This is a genomic window from Maribacter sp. MJ134, assembly GCF_003970695.1.
Lineage (GTDB): Bacteria > Bacteroidota > Bacteroidia > Flavobacteriales > Flavobacteriaceae > Maribacter.
Window position 1 is genome coordinate 3,001,527 of record NZ_CP034570.1, and the last position, 18,479, is coordinate 3,020,005.

The window sequence follows — 18,479 nt, forward strand, 5'->3', positions numbered from 1 at the left end:
TACTCCCCTCTTTTTAGAGGGGAAACTAATGCGAAATCCCTTCCCTTCTAAAAAGGAGGGATTGAGGGAGGTGTTCATGCTTGTAAAAATGTTGCCGTTATTCTTTTTAATCTTCTCCTGCACCAAAGACTTCCAAGAAATCAACACCAACCCTAACCAACCGGTTGCCGTACAACCTAGTTTACTGCTAAGACAGGTAATTTATGATTATGGGGAGCAGATGTCTTACGAAGGTTTTACCGCAGGCGATTTATTGGGGCAGTACAGAACGGCCTTAGATTTTAATCTGTTTGACCGTCACGATTTAAAATCGCCTCAATTGGGAGGTAATCCCTGGCCTATCTTGTACACCAATCTTAGGGATAACGAAGAGATTTTACGTTTGGCTCTAGAGAACCCCACCTTTGAGGTGTATGAAGGGCCTTCTCGCATTTTAAAAGCGTATATGGCGGGGGCCTTAACGGATATGTTCGGGGATGTGCCTTATTCCGAAGGTTTTCAAGGTAAAGACGTAACTGTTACTCCTGTTTACGATAACCAAGAAACCATTTACCTAGCCGAAGATGGTATTTTTGATAATCTTGAAAAGGGAATTGCCGCCATTGAAGCTTATACGGGCACCATTCCTTTAGAGGGAGATATTCTCTTTGCGGGCGACCTACAGGCATGGGTACGTTTTGCAAAGTCGCTTCAAATTAAATTTTTAATGCGCACTTCCAATGTTCAAGATAACGCAACGGCCTTGCAAACACTTTTTGATGATGCGGATTTTATAAGTGCCAACACCCAAAATGCAACTTTTGATTTTAATGATGGGGAGCCCAATAACTTTCGTTTAGCACGATTACGAATTGGAGATTTCAACAACTTTGTACTTTCCGAAACAATGGATGAGATTCTAACCGATTTGAACGACCCAAGAATTTCAACACTCTTCCGTCCGTTCTCCAATAGTGATGCTGGAGAATTCAATGGTTTATTAAACGGCGTAGATGCCACGCAAAATGCGGTGGTCTTAGCCGATTTCTCTTTGGCAGGGACAAGTTTTAGAGAGACGACTAGCGCTTTAGATGCAAATTTTATGACCAGTTGGGAAACTCACTTTTTATTGGCGGAGGCGGCAGCACGTGGTTTTATTAGCGCGGATGCGCAAGCTTTATACGAAACTGGAGTAACCCAAGCTTTTGACTATTGGAATACGGAATTACCAACAAATTATCTAAGTACGGATGGTGCATTTAATAACGGAGACGCCATAGAAAACATTATTACCCAAAAATGGATAGCGAACATCATCAATGGATATGAAGGGTGGATTGAATACCGAAGGACAGGCTTTCCACGATTAAAAACGATTTCGGCTAGTTTAAATAATGATTTGCTTCCTGTTCGAATGCCTTACCCAGCAGAAGAACAAGCATTGAATGCAGTAAATTATGAAGCTGCGGCGGCCAGAACGGATGGGAACAGTATTAATGCGCCTGTTTGGTGGGACTCGCAAAGCGAGAATTAATTTATGTAAAGTGTAATTGCATTGTTCCCTGATGCTGAGCTTAGTCGATGTCTAAGGGGACTTTAAAGTTGTAAAATTGATAATAAAAATGACTGAGATACAATTTTGGCAATGGGGTCTTGTGATAACATCAAGTTTGGTGCTATTCTTCCTTTCTCCATTAGCTAAAAATACCAATCAGTTTTTTAAAGCGGTTCAAAGAAAGAAAACCCCGAATACCTTTATGTTAATGGGGAGTTTGGTTATATCTTGGATATTCGCCAAAAGCATCACTAACGCAGCAAACCTAGGATTGGATTATGGTATTGTGGGCGGAGTAGCCTATGCTGCGTATTACTTGTCTTTCGCCGTTGCAGGTGTAGTCATTTACAGAATGCGTCTCCATGGAAAATACACTAGTATTCATCATTTTTTGACTTCCAAATTTGGAAAAGGAGCTGTTGCTGTGTTCTCTATTTTAATTGCCATTCGCCTCTTTAATGAAGTATGGAGTAACACCATGGTTATTGGCTCTTATTTCGGCGATATGGGTTCTAGTCCGTATTACTGGTCTATTTTGGTTTTCACAGGATTAACCCTTGCCTATGTTTTAAAAGGCGGGATGAGCAGTTCTATTTTTACCGATGTACTTCAAATGGGTTTGTTCGGTATTTTACTCTTGGTAATTCTGGGTGCTATTTTTACTTCAGAAGACCAATTCACGCCAACACAGGCACTAAAATCTGGTATTTGGTGTTTTGATATGGGCTTGAATTTATTTTTTGCAGCAGTCTTACAATCATTCAGTTATCCTTTTCATGACCCTGTTTTAACGGATAGGGGCTTTTTAAGTAGTCCTAGAATTACACTAAAAAGTTTTCTTTGGGCAAGTGTAGTAGGTGGAATTTGTATTGTATTGTTCAGTATAATCGGGATATATGCACAGGCACAAGGCATGCAAGGGCAAGCGGCAGTAGAAGTGGGGAAGGCTTTTGGCGTAGTACTTTTACTGGTTATCAATTTTATCATGATTACCTCAGCGGCCTCTACTTTGGATTCTACCTTTTCATCCTTCTCCAAATTATTGGCCATTGATTTAAATTTGGGAAACTCTCTGAAGTTTGGGCGCTGGTCAATGGTCGCCATTGCCGTCTTAGGAACTATTCCGGTATTTTTGGATGCCGAAATACTTTCTGCCACCACCATAAGCGGCACTATGGTCATTGGTTTAACCCCAGTGTTTTTGTTCTGGAGAGACAGTGTTCCAAAAATCAGTTTTCACTTAAGTGTATTTTGTGGGATTTTATTCGGATTTTTGCTGATTTTCAGCTGGTTCCCAGAATCCCTGATATTCACAACAGGAAAATACGCAGACTTACTGTGGATCAATTTCTGGGGAATTTTAAGTTGTATAGTACTTTACTTTATACCCAAATGGATAAGGATATAGCACATATCGGCACAAAGACCGGAAAGCTTTTGCTTTTTGGGGGCGTCTATAGCAATCTACAGGCTTTAGAGCGGCTCATTGCCATTGCCAAGGAAGAAGATATCCTTGCGGAGAATTGTATTTCTACGGGCGATATCACAGGCTACTGCGCGCAACCCGAAGAAACCGTGCAGGCCTTTAGAGATTGGGGTGCTTTAAGCATCGCTGGTAACGTAGAGTTGCAGCTGGCTAACGACAGTGAAGACTGTGGATGTGATTTTAAGGCCGGTGGTCGCTGCGATAGTTTTTCTAAACTATGGTTTCCTTATACCAAAGGACGTTTATCGCAAGAATCATTGGATTGGATTAGCCATATTCCCGAATACATTAGTTTTGATTTTGGAGGAAAAAAAGTAACCGTAGTTCATGGTAATTATGGAAATACATCAGAATTTATATTTCAATCTAATGCCGATACCAGCAAGCAAAAATGTTTTGATGACACCAAAAGTGATGTAATTATTGCAGGGCATTGCGGACTTCCTTTTCATCAGTCTATAAAAGAAAAGTTGTGGTTTAACCCCGGGGTTATAGGCATGCCAGCAAATGACGGCACCACTCGGGTCTGGTATATGCTCTTAGAAATTCAAGAGGGCGAAATAAAATATACTCATCGGTCTTTTGAATATGATTACAACACTACCCAACAATTAATGTATAAAAACCACCTCCCCGAAGCATATGCAGATACGCTATCTTCAGGGCTTTGGGATAATATGGAAATACTACCCGAGGTGGAAAAAATGGGACAGGGGATTCCGATTTATTTAGATACTAGAAAACAAAATACAGCACCTAAAACACAGAAAAAAATGGCAGATACGTACTACAATCCTAAAGATTTACGAAAATTTGGAAAAATCACGGAATGGAGCGAAGAGCTTGGCACTAAGTTTTTTGACTATTACGGTAAGGTTTTTGAAGAAGGCGCACTAAGTGCTAGGGAGAAGTCATTAATAGCACTAGCAGTTTCGCACGTTGTAAAATGTCCTTACTGTATAGATGCCTATACCAAAGACGGTCTGCAAAAAGGAATTACCAAAGAAGAGATGATGGAGGCAGTACATGTTGGTGCGGCGATTGAAAGCGGCGCAACCTTGGTACACGGGGTTCAGATGATGAATAAGTATGATAAATTGAGTATGTAAAATAGTTTATAGTTGTTGGATACTTACTGACAACCATCAACGAACAACGAGCAACAAACAACAAAAAAGAAATGGCTACAAAATCATTAAAAGCAAAAGGAAACGAGCTTGCACAAAGTAACCGTCAGCTCGATATTTTAAACGGAGGCATCTTTGCCGATGGAGAACTCCCTTACTTTAAAGATAAGATTGGGGAAATAGGGCATTTTCCGTTGCGTCCTAAAAAGTTGGAAATCCTTCAGATTAATGTGGGGTATATGTGCAACCAAGTGTGTGAACATTGCCACGTAGATGCTGGTCCGGACCGAAAGGAAATCATGACCCGCGAAACTATGAAGCAGTGTCTTGAGGTAATTAAAAATACAGGGGCGCACACCTTGGATTTAACAGGTGGTGCACCAGAAATGAATCCTGATTTTGAATGGTTTGTAGAAGAAGCTGCAAAAGCCGGGATTAAAGATTTTATTGTACGTTCTAACCTTACTATTATTAGGGCGAATAAAAAATACTACCATCTGCCAGATTTCTTTAAAAAACACAATGTGCATGTCATCTCCTCTATGCCACATTATACCCGTGGAAAAACGGATAAGCAACGCGGAGACGGTGTTTTTGATAAGTCCATAAAAGCCTTACAGGAACTCAACGCACGTGGATACGGAATGCCGGGTAGTGATTTGCGATTGGATTTAGTCTATAACCCATCCGGAGCCTATTTGCCAGGCGACCAAATGGCCATGGAAAAGGACTTTAAGAAGGCTTTAGATGAGGATTTTGGCATTCAGTTCCATAACCTCTTTGCCATTACAAACTTGCCTATTGCTCGTTTCTTAGACTACCTAATCGCCTCCGAAAATTATGAGGACTATATGTATGCTTTGGTTGAAGCTTATAACCCCTCTGCTGTGGCAAATGTAATGTGTACCAATACGATTTCTATTAGTTGGGATGGTTGGTTATACGATTGTGATTTTAACCAGATGTTAGACCTTAAAGTAGCCAGCAAGGTAAAGCACATTAAAGACTATAATGAAGATTTGCTAAACGATAGAAACATCATTATTTCACAGCACTGTTATGGTTGTACCGCAGGTGCAGGAAGCAGTTGTCAAGGGACGGTGGCGTAGGGGGGCATTGACCCCGATTTATTATTGCCAAGCTTTGCTCTGAAAACTGAAGACCACCCATGGCTGCATTGGGTGGTTTTTAGTTTAGAATATTACTTGACCTATCGTTTTTCCGCAGGACAAGTTTTTAAACCAAATAAAGTATATAACGGACAAAAATTAACAAGACTTGTAACTATAAAAACACCGGCCACTATAAGTAACACAATACCTAAAGTTCCAGTAACAGTTCCTGTAAAATAAAGTACAGTGATTATAGCGGCCAATACAAATCGAATAATTTTGTCAGTATTTCCCATATTCTTTTTCATAATGCTATGTTTTAATAGGTTTAACTATAGTTTTCAATGATTACATACAATAGATAAAACAGAAGCGCGCAAGTGACGCAAACTCCTATAAGTTTAACCATCTTGCTTTTTTTCATTAGAACAAATATCATGTATATCTTACTAAAATACAGTGACTAAAGTCACTAAGGGTATATTTTAATCCCATGAGTATTTTGAATGATTTTTTCTTGAAGCTCTAACTTTTTTAATGCTCTACTAATAACTTCCCTAGCAGTACCTAATTCAGTAGCGATTTGACTATGCGTTGTTTTCAGATATTCTTGATGGGTAACAGTAGCTTTTTGCTCTAAATACTTATAGAGCCTTACATCTATCTTATCTACTAAAATATACTGAATGGTACTTAAAAGTTCCGTGTATCTTAAATCGTATTGATTATAAAATAATTGATTGAACTCCGGAAACCTCTTTAACCAGCCAGAAATGTTCTTGGTTGGTAATAAAAGAATCTTTGCGTTTTCTTCCGTTGTTGCAAAAATTCTACTTGGGCTATTACTCATTGCTGCGGAAAAAGTCATTACGCAACTCTGGCTGGCTTCTATATAATAAAGTAGCAATTCTTTTTCACCAAAGTTTGAGAACACTTTTACAACGCCTTTCAATACAATGGGCAACACTTTTACATACTGTTCCTCTCTTAGAATTTGAGTTCCTTTAGAAAAGTCTTTTACCGTAGCATATTGTTTAAACTCATCTATAATTTCCTTGCTTAAAAAAGGTAGTTTTTCATTTAGTTTTTCCATGGAAATCGATCACTAATTGTCAGTAAGTTAAAATAATTCTATGCACTCGCACAAATTAATCGGGTTAGACAACGGTTGGTTCCATTGTTTAGACCCCACCAGTAGCAGCTTCAACCATAGGACTAATTAATTGTTTTTTCTTACGACAATTGAAACTCCTACTATTTATTACCGCGACTATGCCTCCTAACAGCGTTAGTTATTAAGTGCCTCGATACAATCTATTTAACCGTTAGATTTAAAAAAATGGACAATTGGTTTAAATTTATTCCACTCTTTTCTAATGGTAAGCTACCAATACTGCAAAGAATTATCTGATTAATAAATTCTTCCAATACTATTTTCCTGAACGAATAAAAAATAATCTAGTAAATGTAAAAGATTGGCAGCCAGCAAATAGTTTGTCAATAAAATAATGTGAAGGTTTCCTGATTATAATTAAGAGTCAAATTTCATTTAACCAGCAAAGTTATCGCTGTCCGAATATTGGGGCCTTTTTATGAGTAAATATACGAGGGCAAGAAGTAGTCCTATAATTGAAAACAGTACATCATTAAGGTCATAAACGTTCCTTCCTCCCAAGTTATGTATTTTAAGTTCTTGAGTGATTACATAGATTGCTGCTAATAAAACCACAGTAGGATATATAAAAAACGTTTTTATTCTATACTCCTTAAACCATTTTGTATTTACAACAAGAGCTATGTTCGTTAGCAATAAGGTGCCTAAAATGGCCTCACAAAGATTTGGAAATGATAGGACAAATACATTTGTAAATCCATCAAGGCCATTATCTAAGACGAAGGGGCGTAACATATATTTGTTCAGTAGATAGCACATAACTACTAAGAACATGATTCTTAAGTTGGTCCTTATATCCTTCATTTTTTAAATTATTACCCTCGCATGTTCTATTGGATATGCTGTAGTACTATTGTTTGTCCACAAAAACACTTAAAAGTAACATGAGTGGCTCTTATTTTGCTTGGCTTGCTGATTTTCATCCTAAAAAGAAAGCACTTAAACCGACCGGGCGGTCGGTTTATATTTCAGAAAACTAGGTAGTACGTCGATATTATGAACTTTGACCGATAATTTCCGTACGTATGTCCAAATATCATCCCTAGAAATGCAATGTGCGAGTTCTTTGTACAGACCCTATGGTCGGATTAACCCAAATCTTGAAATCATGAACAAATCTTTAAAACGCATGGCGACCATGCAACGTATGCAGGCTACAGGGCTTGAATTATTTTACAAGAAAGGATATTACAATACCAGCGTTGACGATATTCTTAAAGAGCTCTCTCTTTCTAAAGGTGCTTTTTACTATCATTTTGATTCCAAAGAGGACTTCTTCGTTCAAATCGTACAAAACTTAATGGCAAGAAAAGTGTATAGCACTTTGATAGAACCTATTGAAGGGTACGATAATCCCTTGGATTTAATTACCAACTGTTTTGAGGAAGCACTAGAAACAGCAGTACATAACGAAACGGATTTTGGCTGTATGCTAAGCAACTTTTTAACAGAGTTTCAGGGTAAGAATGAAACCATCATGAAACACTTAAGTGAAATTGTCTCCATCTGGGAAGTGAACTTGGTCTCAACCCTACAAAAAGGAAAATTTAATGGATATATAGACAGACATGTGGACTGCGAAGCGGTGGCCACCTATCTTATGAGTGCTTACTTTGGGATAAGAACGTTAATGGTTGGAGTTGCACCGAGTGCAAAAAAATATCGCTTTATGAGTCAGTTGAGACAGTATTTCAGGTCTATAGAAGCGAAGCCTGTTAGTGTATAGCATGTTAAGATGTTCTGTTCAAGATTTCAAGAATCTTTTTAAGTATTTTTTCCGGAGCAATGGTCTCCATCGCTTTTTCATATCCCGGAGGAAATTTATTTCCGTAAACTGAGGTAGGTGTTTCAGGATATTTAGTTCTATCCGATACTAAAGTATTTCCCATTTGATTAAAAGGATAGAAACCGGCATAAGGATGGGTAACTCCCCAAAGTGTTACGGTAGGAACTTTATACATCGCCGCTAAGTGACCATTACCACTGTCCATGGACAACATTACACTAAGGTTGGATATCAATATCAGTTCCTCCGAAAAGGCAATTTTACCCACCGCACTGATACAATGCTCAAATTTATTTTCCCATATTTCAAGCTGTGCTTTTTCTTTTTCCCCTCCTCCAAACAATACCATTTCGTAATCCTTAAGGTCTTGTAATCCATAGATTACCTTTTCCATAAGTTCTAAGGGGTAGGTTTTCCCTTTAAAGGCCGCAAATGGGGCGATCCCAATAAGTTTCTTTTTACTAAGACCAAGAGTAGTCCTCGTCTCTTTACTGAGCAACACAGGCTCTAAAACGTGTTCAGCTTCAAGTTGTATGGGAAAGCCTAAAACTTTAAATACTTCCGCATAACGTTGATGAGTTGTCTTTAAGGGCGTAAAAGTCTTATTTTCAGCTCTGGTCAGTGCTTTCTTAGCCGACCTACCCTTGTTCAATTGCTTAACAGGAATACCGCTGAACCTAAGGAATTGTTTTAAAATAGTGCTTCGTAGTACATGATGCAAATCCGCCGTCGCGTCGATATCAAGTGTTCTTAATTCTTTAGCAAGCTTCCATAGTCCAAAGAACCCTTTATGTTTACCTTTTACATCTACGGAATAAACGGTTACATTGGAGATACTAGAAAATATAGGTGCAAAAAAAGCTCTAGTAAGGACCGTAATCTTAAGACTCGGATATTGTTGTGTAAGCGCCAATAGAACGGGCACGGTCATGGCAATATCTCCCATGGCAGAAAGTCTGATGACCAATAAATGTGATGGTTTACTTTTGGCCACGTAAGATGGGGTTTAGTTCCTCATCATTATACATCTTCATTTGTTTATACACTTTCATGTATTTATCACCGGATTCGATATCAAAAAGCAACTGGTCTATTGCAGAAGATAGGTCCTGCTTCTGCTCTAGTAATACCTTGAGTTTAGATTCACATTTCTCTAAATGATCCTTTGAGGCATCCGTTCTGTTTGCCTCTTCTCTCATGTGATATATTTTAAGGGACAAAATGGATAAACGATCTATTGCCCAAGCGGGACTTTCGGTATTAATGCTAGCCGTTTTCTTTATTTCTACCGTACGGTATTTTTCTAAGAAATAACTATCGATGTATTCCACTAAGTCTGTTCTGTCTTGATTGCTGGCATCAATTTTCCGCTTTAGCGTAAGTGCCGCAGCCGGGTCTATTTCAGGGTCGCGTATGATATCCTCATAATGCCATTGAACCGTATCTATCCAATTTTTCCTATACAATAAATGTGAGATACTTCCTTTGTCATAAGGATTAATAAATGGTTGGTATACATCATCCTTGATATGATATTTTTCAATACTTTCCTCGAATATTTTAAAGGCGAAATCACTGAACATAAGCGCTCTTTTTTACAAAGATACTTTAATTATTTTAGGGCAAGCCTAGATATGAAAAGCACCAAAGGAAGAAAAATACTGATCATTAGCACTGCTTCCAGAATGTTTGATTTCTTGATGGTCTCTATATAGTTCGTTATAAAAATTACTGAAGGGAAAAAGGTAATCATGAGCGCATAGGAGCTATCCGATACTACCAGAATATTCACTATAAGCCCTAGAATAAATGATAGCGCAATAATTCTTATGACCGTAATCTTTCCCGCTCCTGCTTTTCCCAATTTTAAAAAAGCCCACAACGCTAAAATGCCGTTTAGTATAATATAGAGTAATAACCTTATGCTAGACCCCCAATTTGGCCAATAGAATCTGTCATAGGCGATTGTAAAACTATAATGCGAATTGAGAAAAGAGGTTTTGTCGATTAGAATTAAAACGCCCAATAAGATGATGAAATAACAAAATGTAGCCGCCATAACCACCATCCAATTCCGGATATTCTTAGGGTCATAAATATAGATTGCTGCAAAGACAAGTATGAGGTAAATAATTGCCCAATCGTAAAAAAGACTGGATATTAGTATCCATAAGGTTGCGTCGAATATTTTAGACTTAATATCCTTCAAGGATTTTATGCTCAACAAGCGCCGAGTGGCCAATAGTAAAAAAAAAGCACATAAAATAACATTGTTATCGCCAAGGGTCTCAGGAAAGACAATCAACAGTAACGCATAAAACAGTATTGAAAACGTATTGGGACCCGTAATTTTATTGCGTTTCACTATAAAATCTATGACGAATACACTAAAAAGCAGTATGCTCAAGACCACTGATTTTAATAGAATTGTATCTCTCGAAAATTCATTTTCTAGAAGATAAAATTGCACACACCAGTAAACAAGAAATATAAAACCTAAGAGGATTATAAAATTGATAGGTTTTGTTTTTCCAAAAATGCTTGAAATCATGTATGATTTTTATATTTTTGCATTGTAAATATAGGATAAGATGAAATCATTTTTTGAAGGTATTGAGGATTTATTCGTTAATGTACTTTTTGCTCCCTTTGACTTTTTAAGATTTGTCGAAAGCTGGACTGTTGCCAATACCGTCAATTGGCTGTTTATGATTATAGGTTCGGTAGCCTTTGTTTATTGGATGATAGAATTAAAAAAGTACAACGATAATGGCGAAGAAGATAAATCCATTACTTCTCACTCTTACTTGTAAAATAGCCAAGAATCTAAACATCTTTTGAGTTTACTCTGTAATCGAGATTACTTTAACTCCGATGCTTACTTATAAATAAACGTTGGGTTTCTTTCTATTACTCGTGGGTTTTTCCTGAGATTATTTACAACTAGAGGTCAAATCCAATATCTTCTCTAAAATTCATTCCTTCGAACGATAGTTTAGAAACATTTTTGTATGACGTTTTCAGCGCTTCTTTAAAATTGTCCCCATAAGAAGTTATAGCTATTACACGGCCTCCATTCGTTACTACCTTTTCACCAATCAGTTTTGTTCCTGCATGAAAGACTAATGAATCTTCTATAGCGTCGATGCCGGATATTTCTTTTTCTTTTTCATAGTTTCCTGGATAGCCGCCAGAGACGGTCATAACCGTGGTAGCAGTCCGTTCATCTATTTGAAGGTCTAACTCATTTAAACTTTGATTGGCCACTGCCTGAAATACGGAAACCAAATCATTTTTGATCCGTGGAATCACGACCTCTGTCTCTGGATCTCCCAATCTCACGTTATATTCGATTACCTTGGCTTTTTCACCAACCTTGATAAGACCAATAAAAATAAATCCTTTATAGGGAAGACCATCAATTTTAAGTCCTTCTACTGTAGGTTTGACAATTTGCTCCTCTATCTGTGTCATTAACACGTTATCTGCAAAAGGGACTGGTGATATGGCTCCCATACCGCCTGTATTAAGGCCGGTGTCACCTTCACCAATACGCTTATAGTCTTTTGCCGTGGGTAGCAGCTTATAGTTTTCACCATCTGTAAGAACAAAGACGCTGAGTTCAATACCGTCGAGAAACTCCTCTATAACAACGGTTTTGCTGGCGACGCCAAATTTCTGGTCCAATAGCATAGACTGTAGCTCTATCTTGGCGTCCTCTATGTTATTCAAAATAACTACACCTTTTCCGGCAGCAAGTCCATCCGCTTTTAACACGTAAGGAGGATGAAGGGTCTCCATAAAGGAATAAGCTTCATCAATCGTAGTAGCCGTAAAACTTTTGTACTGCGCCGTAGGGATATTGTGGCGCATCATAAATTCCTTGGCAAATTCTTTACTCCCCTCTAAAGTAGCTGCGTGCTTCTGCGGTCCTATCACCGGTATTTTCTTTAACTCTTCATTCATCAAAAAGAAATCATGGACGCCATTGACCAAAGGATCCTCTGGACCTACAATCACCATGTTTACACCATTGGAAAGAACAAATTCCTTAATAGCTTCAAAATCGTTTACACCAATTGGTATGTTTTTTCCGAGCTTTGAAGTTCCCGCGTTACCAGGGGCAACAAATAACTGTTGTAATATGTTACTTTGCGAAAGTTTCCAAGCCAATGCGTGCTCCCTGCCTCCGGAACCTAATATTAAAATCTTCATGTTTCTCTAATTACTATAAATGGTTGTTAGAACTAAAATTCAGGTGCTTAAGAGGTGAAATCCCTATGCTCTTTCCGTTGCAGCTCCTCAGGAGACAACGATTTGAAATAATCATATACGATTTTTAATCCCTCTGAGCGACTCACTTTAGGTTCCCATCCGAGTATCTCTTTTGCCCTGGTGATATCCGGTTGCCTTTGCAAGGGATCATCTTTAGGTAAGGGTTTATAAATAATCTTTTGATCGGTCCCAGTAAGTGCAATTATCTCTTCAGCAAATTCCTTAATGGTTGTTTCATGCGGATTTCCAATATTTACCGGTTCCGCATAATCACTAAATAATAAACGGTATATTCCTTCTACTTGATCATCTATATAACAAAAAGACCTGGTTTGAGAACCGTCACCGAAAACGGTCAAATCTTCACCACGTAATGCCTGCCCCATAAATGCAGGTACCACCCTTCCGTCGTTTAAGCGCATTCTGGTCCCGTAGGTGTTAAAAATGCGTACTATTCTTGTTTCCAAGCCGTGATAACGGTGATAAGCCATTGTAATGGATTCCATAAAGCGTTTTGCCTCATCATAAACGCCTCTTGGCCCAACGGGACTAACGTTACCGTAATATTCCTCGTTTTGTGGATGTACCAAAGGGTCGCCATATACCTCAGAAGTAGAAGCCACCAATATGCGCGCATTTTTCTGCTTAGCCAGGCCTAATAGGTTTAATGTTCCCAAAGAACCGACTTTTAGGGTCTCTATTGGAATCTTTAGATAATCTATAGGGCTAGCGGGAGAAGCAAAATGTAAGATATAATCCAATTTCCCTTCTAGGTGCACGAAAGTAGACACGTCATGATGATGAAACTCAAATTGTTCCAATGGAAAAAGGTGTGCAATGTTTTTTAAATCTCCTGTAATTAGATTGTCCATGCCTATGACATGAAAACCTTCTTTTATAAAACGATCGCACAAATGAGAACCTAGGAATCCCGCCGCGCCAGTAATTAAAACTTTCTTCATACTTCTTTAATACGCCTTTTCCTCGCCAGAAATTGCATTTATAACTGTTTGCACAATGATCTTTAAATCCATAAAAAAAGACCAGTTCTCCACGTAAAATATATCGAACTTAATCCTATTTTGTATATCACTTTCTTTTTCGATTTCTCCCCTATACCCTCTTACCTGCGCCAAACCGGTGATTCCGGGTTTTACAAAATGTCGTAACATATACTTATCGACCCTATTTGCATACTCATCGGTATGTTTTAGCATATGAGGCCTGGGTCCAACAACGGACATATTGCCAAATAAAACGTTGTAAAACTGGGGGAGTTCATCAATACTTGTCTTTCGGATAAATTTACCAATTTTAGTTACACGCATGTCATTCTTTCCTGCCTGTTTAGCATCCGCAGCATCGTTCATACCCATAGAACGGAATTTGAAACATTGAAACTCTCGATTATCGAATCCCGTTCGCTTTTGAATAAAAAATACAGGGCCTTTTGATTCTAACCTAATCAGCAATGCCAAAATTGGCCCTAACCATATGAGCAGGCCAAAGATTACTGCTAAAGAAAACAGAATATCAAAACCTCTCTTAAGTAATGCGTTTAATGAGTTATGGAGGGGGATATCCCTTAAGGAGAGTATTGGAAGATAATCGTAGTATTCAAACTTTAGTTTCTTCGAAAAGATGTTTTTGTTATCTGGCAGGAATTTCAAGGTTTTTAAATTATTATCCGCAAAGTTGATGAATGCGGATAATTCATCGTTCTTAAGTTCTGAAACCGAACAGTATATTTCATCGATATTATTGTTCACTATATATCGGAAACATGCTATCAAATCAAAGTTTTGGTCCCGAGGAGAAAATTGTCTCTTGAACATGTATCCATACTCCTTTCGCTCTTCAAAAACCTCAATAAGCTGGTTAGCCTTTTTACTTTTTCCTATAACGACAACGTTTCTAGTATTTCCTTTCCATAAACTTCTGTATTGCATAAGAAGTATATAATTCAGGAATTTGAGCGCGGCAATGAGCAAAAATACTAAAAGAAAATACTTGCCTAACGCCAGCCTACTCATTAAAGGCTGTTTAAAAAAGCCAATATAGGCGTATAGAATCAAGAAGAAAAATACGAACTGTGTAAACAATTTTCTAAGAATGGCAACTACCTTAGAATATCTGTAAACCTCGTAAAATTCATTCTTGAAAGACAGTATGATCCATGCAATAGAAATATAGCTATGGAAGAGTACGGGATTCTGAAAATTAATGGGTAGAAAAAGTGTAAATAGATTTATTACCAGCAGATCCAATATATAGGATAAGGGAGTGATAAAACCGGAATACCTACCTTGTTTGAAAATCATTGTTTGGAATATCTAGCTTCGATAAAATTTACCTGCTATTTAAGGTTAACACAATTACTCAAATACTCTTCATACTTACCGTTTATATACTTCCAATTTAATTCCTTGTTTATTTTAATAATATTATTTTCAATTAAATAATTATAGTCTTTTTTTCTTTACTTAGACTGGTTAATACATCATTTGAATCATTAAAATATAGCGCATCTTCTCCAAGTATGCCCTTATTGAATAAGTTATCATTTGCAACAATTAGACAACTGGAAGCCATTGCTTCTAGAAGTGAAGGGTTTGTGCCTCCAACCGAATGACCGTGAAAATATAGATTTGAATAATATCTTAAATTATTCAAATGGTCTAAGTTATAAATTCCTCCTAAAAATTCAATATGATTCCAATCCTTGAATTTTTCCTTGAGATATTCCCCAAATTTAGTTTCATGCTTTCCGACTACAAGGAACTTATGTCTTAATTGACATTTGGCAACACCATCTAAAATAATTTCTATATTATTCTCTGGCTCTAATCTGGCGATTAACATATTATATGTACCCGCTTGGACATTATATTCTTCCAGAATTTCACTATTTGGCGCATCAAAAACTTCTGCACCATAAGCTATATACTCTGCTTGTCTATTATACTTTTCTTTTAAGTACTTCTTTATGCCAATAGAGTCAGCCACCAGGTAATCACTGGTTCTAACAGCTAATTTTTCCGCTATTTTTAAAAATAGTCTAACCAATTTGGAATATTTCGTTCTTTTCCACTCTAAGCCGTCCATATTTGTTATAATCACAGGTTCCTTCGGCAAAAGCCAAGCCCATATTGAACTACTGGTATAGCCTAGTTGTAGCAATACGTCAAAATCTCTTTTTCTACTATCCAGAATACAATTGAAATCATAAATAAACTGCCCCGCGGTTCCAATTTTATCTTCTGGGTCAAGTTCATGAACAATATGTACTCCTTCCCAAATCTTTTCCTGATAAGGATGTGAATGAGAATTATAAACGTATACCTCATGCCCAATCTTTGCCAAATATCTAGACAAATACTCCGCAAATTGTTCAAAACCTCCATGATTATTTGGAATTCCTCTGGTTCCCAATATCCCTATTTTCATTTAATGACTGAATTATAAAAAGTGTGTTGAAAAAAAGAAAAATTACAATACCCTTATTTCTTGAAAGTAGAGATTCAAATAGAAAAATAAATACAACTAGAAATAAGAACAATAGGGCTAGCTTATTATTGGTTCTTAATGCAAGAATAACACTATATACTAAATAAACCAAAAAGAAGATAGTCCCCATTAAGCCATAACTAACAAAATATTGGACATACTGATTGTGCAGATTGTAACCTTCAAACCAGCCAGGTGCGAGACCGTATATCATATAATAAAAATCTATATGATCTTGTACATCTCCTATACCGTATCCCCATATCCACTTATTTTCCTTTATAGTGTGAAACAATCCAATTTTAAACATAATATATCTTAGCTCTAAATCACTAATTTCTTCCTTTTCCTTATTTGTAAAAACCTTTGCATTTTCAATTTTTTCAGTTGGTTCAAATTTTAAGATATTGAAATGAAGACCTTCTATAAATCTATCTGACACCATTGAAAAACTAAAAAAATTTACCATTAAAGCAGTTATCGCCAAAAGAGCAAACAATTTTATTTTCTGCTTTCGAATGACGGAGAAAAGCTGAAACACATATATAAGTGTGAAAATTATAATTACAGATTTTGAAGCACACAAGAACAATACCATATAGAAGTAACTCAACAAAGCAATTACAAACAGCCCTCTCTTTTTTTGTATTATGGTATCATCTATGTGATACTGTGTGATGTAAAACATGGAAATACTTATGCTTAAAGCAATATAAACTGGATGCAAGTCTAGAATGGAACCAAGTTCATGAAAAAATAGCACCTCATACGTTTCCCCGTCTATGATTCTAAAAACACCTGCCAAAATCAATATTAGCGTGATTGTAAAATTGGCAATAACAAAAACCTTAAACAATAAGGAATAGTCTGTCTTTCTATTATAACTTAACAAATACAAAGCTAGTGGTATGATTATAAACAAGATATTCTTTTCAACTTGGACTAAGCCCGCATGTACATCTTTACTAAACATTGCACTTAACAAGATCATTAGGAAAAGTAAAGTTGGAAAAATTAAAAAATAAGGGATTCTGGAATTTCGACACGCTCCGAATTTAGACCTAAACCCGTACAGCGAAAATATAACTCCTACAATTAATAAAGCATTACCAAAATTTATAGTGAAAGGTATTCCAAAAATCATGGCTGCCAATACTAGCTCGCTTTTATTGTATTTTTTAAGGCTGTTATAAATAGTATGTTTTATTTGTCCAAAATACATAGTAAAGTTTGCGCTTTTGAAAGCCACGAATGTTGTTCTATTGGCAATTCTATCTTTTGATTATCTAACGTTTTTAATTGCGCTGAAAAATTTTCTGGAGTGTCCTCTACATAAATATAGTCCTTTAAATCTTCCAAACCGTTGCCATTGGTACCCACGACTTTTTTTTTGGCTAAAAGATATTCATATGCTTTCATGGAATCTCCACCATGTTGTTTATTTTTTACATTATAGGGCACGATACAGATATCGAAACTTTTTACATAGTTCGCATACATGTCATATTTTTTATCACCCAAAAAGAAGACATTCTTGCGTTTTATTATTTTTTGATAGACTCTTTTATCCAAAATTTGGCCAACGAAAATAAATGAAGAATCTGGATTGTCTGCAGATATATAGTTGATTAATTCGGAATCCATCAAATAGGAAATTTTGCCTCCAAAACCTATCCATGGTTTTTTAATAGATAGCAAGTCCTGTGGCAAAATGAATTGACCTTCTGCAAAATCAGTTTTAACTCCATTCTTTAATAAATCTATATTCTTGACCTTAAAATTTTGCTTATAAAAATTGATATTCTCGTTAGAATTTGTGGTCCAACTAGCTATTTCTCTTGACATTTCTGCGTAGCCTAATTGCAGGTCCTTCTTTAAATGTGAGTAACCAGGAAATTTCAAGAAGTTGTCCCACGCATCGAAAACTTTATTGGTCGCAGATAGGGACAGTGCTAATTTATAAGCAAAAATATTTTGTGTAAGTAACTTGGCATTATCAAATTGTAGGTAGCTACAAGCATTATAAATAAAATCTTTGTAGCCATCTTCATTATAAGCGTTAATAAACCATTTAAATCTATGAGCAGCCTGACCTATGACATCCTGAGAATAATAGTCTGCCACAAAAATGTTGGTGTCTACTTGAGTTAAAGTACATTTACCCGCTTTTAAAACTATGTTACCCCTAAGTTGCTTTTTAAAGCCCTTATAAACTAGCTCCAATTTTGTAATTGGCCTATTTATGACCAATAGTCTATTAGAAAACTTATGATTCGCCAAAGCTCTTATAAAATGTACGTCTCTTGTCCTAAATCCTTCTTTTTCACTTTTTCTCCAATCATGAAAAGGAATCACCATTATGTCCATTGATAATTGTTTAAGTTAGATATATGTTAAATCCCACATCGTAAGCATGTACCGCTTAACACTACATGGAATCACAAGATGGGACTCATACAAATCTATGAGATTTTTCTG

General features: G+C 36.7%; 18 protein-coding genes and 1 pseudogene. 7 read left to right on the forward strand and 12 right to left on the reverse strand.

Going from position 1 to position 18,479, the window contains the following annotated elements; all coding sequences use genetic code 11:
* Positions 1–76: 76 nt before the first annotated feature.
* From EJ994_RS12970 to arsS, 5 genes and pseudogenes are all read left to right on the forward strand, one after another.
* A complete protein-coding gene (locus EJ994_RS12970) occupies positions 77–1,513 on the forward strand; it encodes a SusD/RagB family nutrient-binding outer membrane lipoprotein (protein WP_126593721.1) in 1,437 nt (478 codons plus the stop codon).
* Between the two features lie 88 nt (positions 1,514–1,601).
* Entirely contained in the window at positions 1,602–2,942 is a 1,341-nt protein-coding gene (locus tag EJ994_RS12975; RefSeq protein WP_126592884.1) for a sodium:solute symporter, read from the forward strand.
* Positions 2,927–3,562: pseudogene (locus EJ994_RS12980) on the forward strand (metallophosphoesterase family protein); the annotation flags it as partial. The gene EJ994_RS12975 and the pseudogene EJ994_RS12980, both read left to right, overlap by 16 nt.
* Positions 3,563–3,793: 231 nt before the next feature.
* On the forward strand, positions 3,794–4,129 hold the full coding sequence (locus EJ994_RS12985; RefSeq protein ID WP_099573502.1) for an arsenosugar biosynthesis-associated peroxidase-like protein: 336 nt from the start codon (positions 3,794–3,796) through the stop codon (positions 4,127–4,129).
* Positions 4,130–4,200: 71 nt separating this feature from the next.
* Complete coding sequence (arsS, locus tag EJ994_RS12990) at positions 4,201–5,256, forward strand: arsenosugar biosynthesis radical SAM (seleno)protein ArsS (protein ID WP_099573389.1); 1,056 nt, start codon at positions 4,201–4,203, stop codon at positions 5,254–5,256.
* A gap of 101 nt (positions 5,257–5,357) precedes the next feature.
* Here arsS and EJ994_RS12995 read toward each other — a convergent pair whose 3' ends face one another.
* From EJ994_RS12995 to EJ994_RS13005, 3 genes are all read right to left on the reverse strand, one after another.
* Positions 5,358–5,567: a DUF2892 domain-containing protein gene (locus tag EJ994_RS12995; RefSeq protein WP_126592885.1), complete on the reverse strand. Its 210-nt coding sequence runs from the start codon at positions 5,565–5,567 to the stop codon at positions 5,358–5,360.
* Positions 5,568–5,731: 164 nt separating this feature from the next.
* Positions 5,732–6,352, reverse strand: coding sequence for a Crp/Fnr family transcriptional regulator (locus EJ994_RS13000; RefSeq protein ID WP_126592886.1), 621 nt, complete (start codon positions 6,350–6,352; stop codon positions 5,732–5,734).
* A gap of 456 nt (positions 6,353–6,808) precedes the next feature.
* Positions 6,809–7,237, reverse strand: a complete 429-nt coding sequence (locus EJ994_RS13005) for a hypothetical protein (protein ID WP_126592887.1) — start codon at positions 7,235–7,237, stop codon at positions 6,809–6,811.
* Between the two features lie 304 nt (positions 7,238–7,541).
* Here EJ994_RS13005 and EJ994_RS13010 point away from each other — a divergent pair, with 304 nt between their 5' ends.
* On the forward strand, positions 7,542–8,159 hold the full coding sequence (locus tag EJ994_RS13010) for a TetR/AcrR family transcriptional regulator (RefSeq protein WP_126592888.1): 618 nt from the start codon (positions 7,542–7,544) through the stop codon (positions 8,157–8,159).
* A 4-nt stretch (positions 8,160–8,163) separates the two neighbouring features.
* Here EJ994_RS13010 and EJ994_RS13015 read toward each other — a convergent pair whose 3' ends face one another.
* Genes EJ994_RS13015 through EJ994_RS13025 form a run of 3 tightly spaced genes read right to left on the reverse strand, consistent with a single transcriptional unit; the run spans position 8,164 to position 10,770 of the window.
* Entirely contained in the window at positions 8,164–9,213 is a 1,050-nt protein-coding gene (locus EJ994_RS13015) for a glycosyltransferase family 9 protein (RefSeq protein WP_317128088.1), read from the reverse strand.
* Positions 9,200–9,802 carry a DUF4254 domain-containing protein gene (locus EJ994_RS13020; RefSeq protein ID WP_126592889.1) on the reverse strand — a complete coding sequence of 201 codons (603 nt, stop codon included), beginning with the start codon at positions 9,800–9,802 and terminating at the stop codon, positions 9,200–9,202. Before EJ994_RS13020 ends, EJ994_RS13015 begins: the two co-directional genes overlap by 14 nt.
* A gap of 29 nt (positions 9,803–9,831) precedes the next feature.
* Positions 9,832–10,770 (reverse strand): DUF6427 family protein, encoded by a 939-nt coding sequence (locus EJ994_RS13025; RefSeq protein WP_126592890.1) that lies wholly within the window; start codon positions 10,768–10,770, stop codon positions 9,832–9,834.
* 40 nt (positions 10,771–10,810) lie between these two features.
* Here EJ994_RS13025 and EJ994_RS13030 point away from each other — a divergent pair, with 40 nt between their 5' ends.
* Entirely contained in the window at positions 10,811–11,032 is a 222-nt protein-coding gene (locus tag EJ994_RS13030) for a DUF6341 family protein (protein WP_099573382.1), read from the forward strand.
* Positions 11,033–11,162: 130 nt separating this feature from the next.
* On the opposite strand, the gene purD is transcribed toward EJ994_RS13030, so the two are convergent.
* The 6 genes from purD to EJ994_RS13060 form a co-directional block, all read right to left on the reverse strand.
* Complete coding sequence (gene purD / locus EJ994_RS13035) at positions 11,163–12,434, reverse strand: phosphoribosylamine--glycine ligase (RefSeq protein WP_126592891.1); 1,272 nt, start codon at positions 12,432–12,434, stop codon at positions 11,163–11,165.
* 47 nt (positions 12,435–12,481) lie between these two features.
* On the reverse strand, positions 12,482–13,456 hold the full coding sequence (locus EJ994_RS13040; RefSeq protein ID WP_126592892.1) for a UDP-glucuronic acid decarboxylase family protein: 975 nt from the start codon (positions 13,454–13,456) through the stop codon (positions 12,482–12,484).
* Between the two features lie 6 nt (positions 13,457–13,462).
* Positions 13,463–14,815, reverse strand: coding sequence for an exopolysaccharide biosynthesis polyprenyl glycosylphosphotransferase (locus EJ994_RS13045; protein WP_126592893.1), 1,353 nt, complete (start codon positions 14,813–14,815; stop codon positions 13,463–13,465).
* A 133-nt stretch (positions 14,816–14,948) separates the two neighbouring features.
* Positions 14,949–15,941: a DUF1972 domain-containing protein gene (locus EJ994_RS13050; protein ID WP_241240780.1), complete on the reverse strand. Its 993-nt coding sequence runs from the start codon at positions 15,939–15,941 to the stop codon at positions 14,949–14,951.
* On the reverse strand, positions 15,901–17,223 hold the full coding sequence (locus EJ994_RS13055) for an O-antigen ligase family protein (protein WP_126592894.1): 1,323 nt from the start codon (positions 17,221–17,223) through the stop codon (positions 15,901–15,903). The genes EJ994_RS13050 and EJ994_RS13055 overlap by 41 nt, the downstream gene beginning before the upstream one ends.
* A complete protein-coding gene (locus EJ994_RS13060) occupies positions 17,205–18,368 on the reverse strand; it encodes a hypothetical protein (protein WP_126592895.1) in 1,164 nt (387 codons plus the stop codon). The genes EJ994_RS13055 and EJ994_RS13060 overlap by 19 nt, the downstream gene beginning before the upstream one ends.
* Between the last annotated feature and the right edge of the window lie 111 nt (positions 18,369–18,479).

What these genes read in the sequence shown, in the direction of transcription:
- EJ994_RS13055 (WP_126592894.1), bottom strand. Translation starts at nt 17,223, where the DNA reads ATGTATTTTGGACAAATAAAACATACTATTTATAACAGCCTTAAAAAA.
- EJ994_RS13005 (WP_126592887.1), bottom strand. Translation starts at nt 7,237, where the DNA reads ATGAAGGATATAAGGACCAACTTAAGAATCATGTTCTTAGTAGTTATG.
- purD (WP_126592891.1), bottom strand. Translation starts at nt 12,434, where the DNA reads ATGAAGATTTTAATATTAGGTTCCGGAGGCAGGGAGCACGCATTGGCT.
- EJ994_RS13025 (WP_126592890.1), bottom strand. Translation starts at nt 10,770, where the DNA reads ATGATTTCAAGCATTTTTGGAAAAACAAAACCTATCAATTTTATAATC.
- EJ994_RS13050 (WP_241240780.1), bottom strand. Translation starts at nt 15,941, where the DNA reads ATGAAAATAGGGATATTGGGAACCAGAGGAATTCCAAATAATCATGGA.
- EJ994_RS13045 (WP_126592893.1), bottom strand. Translation starts at nt 14,815, where the DNA reads ATGATTTTCAAACAAGGTAGGTATTCCGGTTTTATCACTCCCTTATCC.
- EJ994_RS12970 (WP_126593721.1), top strand. Translation starts at nt 77, where the DNA reads ATGCTTGTAAAAATGTTGCCGTTATTCTTTTTAATCTTCTCCTGCACC.
- EJ994_RS13060 (WP_126592895.1), bottom strand. Translation starts at nt 18,368, where the DNA reads ATGGACATAATGGTGATTCCTTTTCATGATTGGAGAAAAAGTGAAAAA.
- EJ994_RS12985 (WP_099573502.1), top strand. Translation starts at nt 3,794, where the DNA reads ATGGCAGATACGTACTACAATCCTAAAGATTTACGAAAATTTGGAAAA.
- EJ994_RS12975 (WP_126592884.1), top strand. Translation starts at nt 1,602, where the DNA reads ATGACTGAGATACAATTTTGGCAATGGGGTCTTGTGATAACATCAAGT.
- arsS (WP_099573389.1), top strand. Translation starts at nt 4,201, where the DNA reads ATGGCTACAAAATCATTAAAAGCAAAAGGAAACGAGCTTGCACAAAGT.
- EJ994_RS13030 (WP_099573382.1), top strand. Translation starts at nt 10,811, where the DNA reads ATGAAATCATTTTTTGAAGGTATTGAGGATTTATTCGTTAATGTACTT.
- EJ994_RS13000 (WP_126592886.1), bottom strand. Translation starts at nt 6,352, where the DNA reads ATGGAAAAACTAAATGAAAAACTACCTTTTTTAAGCAAGGAAATTATA.
- EJ994_RS13020 (WP_126592889.1), bottom strand. Translation starts at nt 9,802, where the DNA reads ATGTTCAGTGATTTCGCCTTTAAAATATTCGAGGAAAGTATTGAAAAA.
- EJ994_RS13010 (WP_126592888.1), top strand. Translation starts at nt 7,542, where the DNA reads ATGAACAAATCTTTAAAACGCATGGCGACCATGCAACGTATGCAGGCT.
- EJ994_RS13040 (WP_126592892.1), bottom strand. Translation starts at nt 13,456, where the DNA reads ATGAAGAAAGTTTTAATTACTGGCGCGGCGGGATTCCTAGGTTCTCAT.
- EJ994_RS12995 (WP_126592885.1), bottom strand. Translation starts at nt 5,567, where the DNA reads ATGAAAAAGAATATGGGAAATACTGACAAAATTATTCGATTTGTATTG.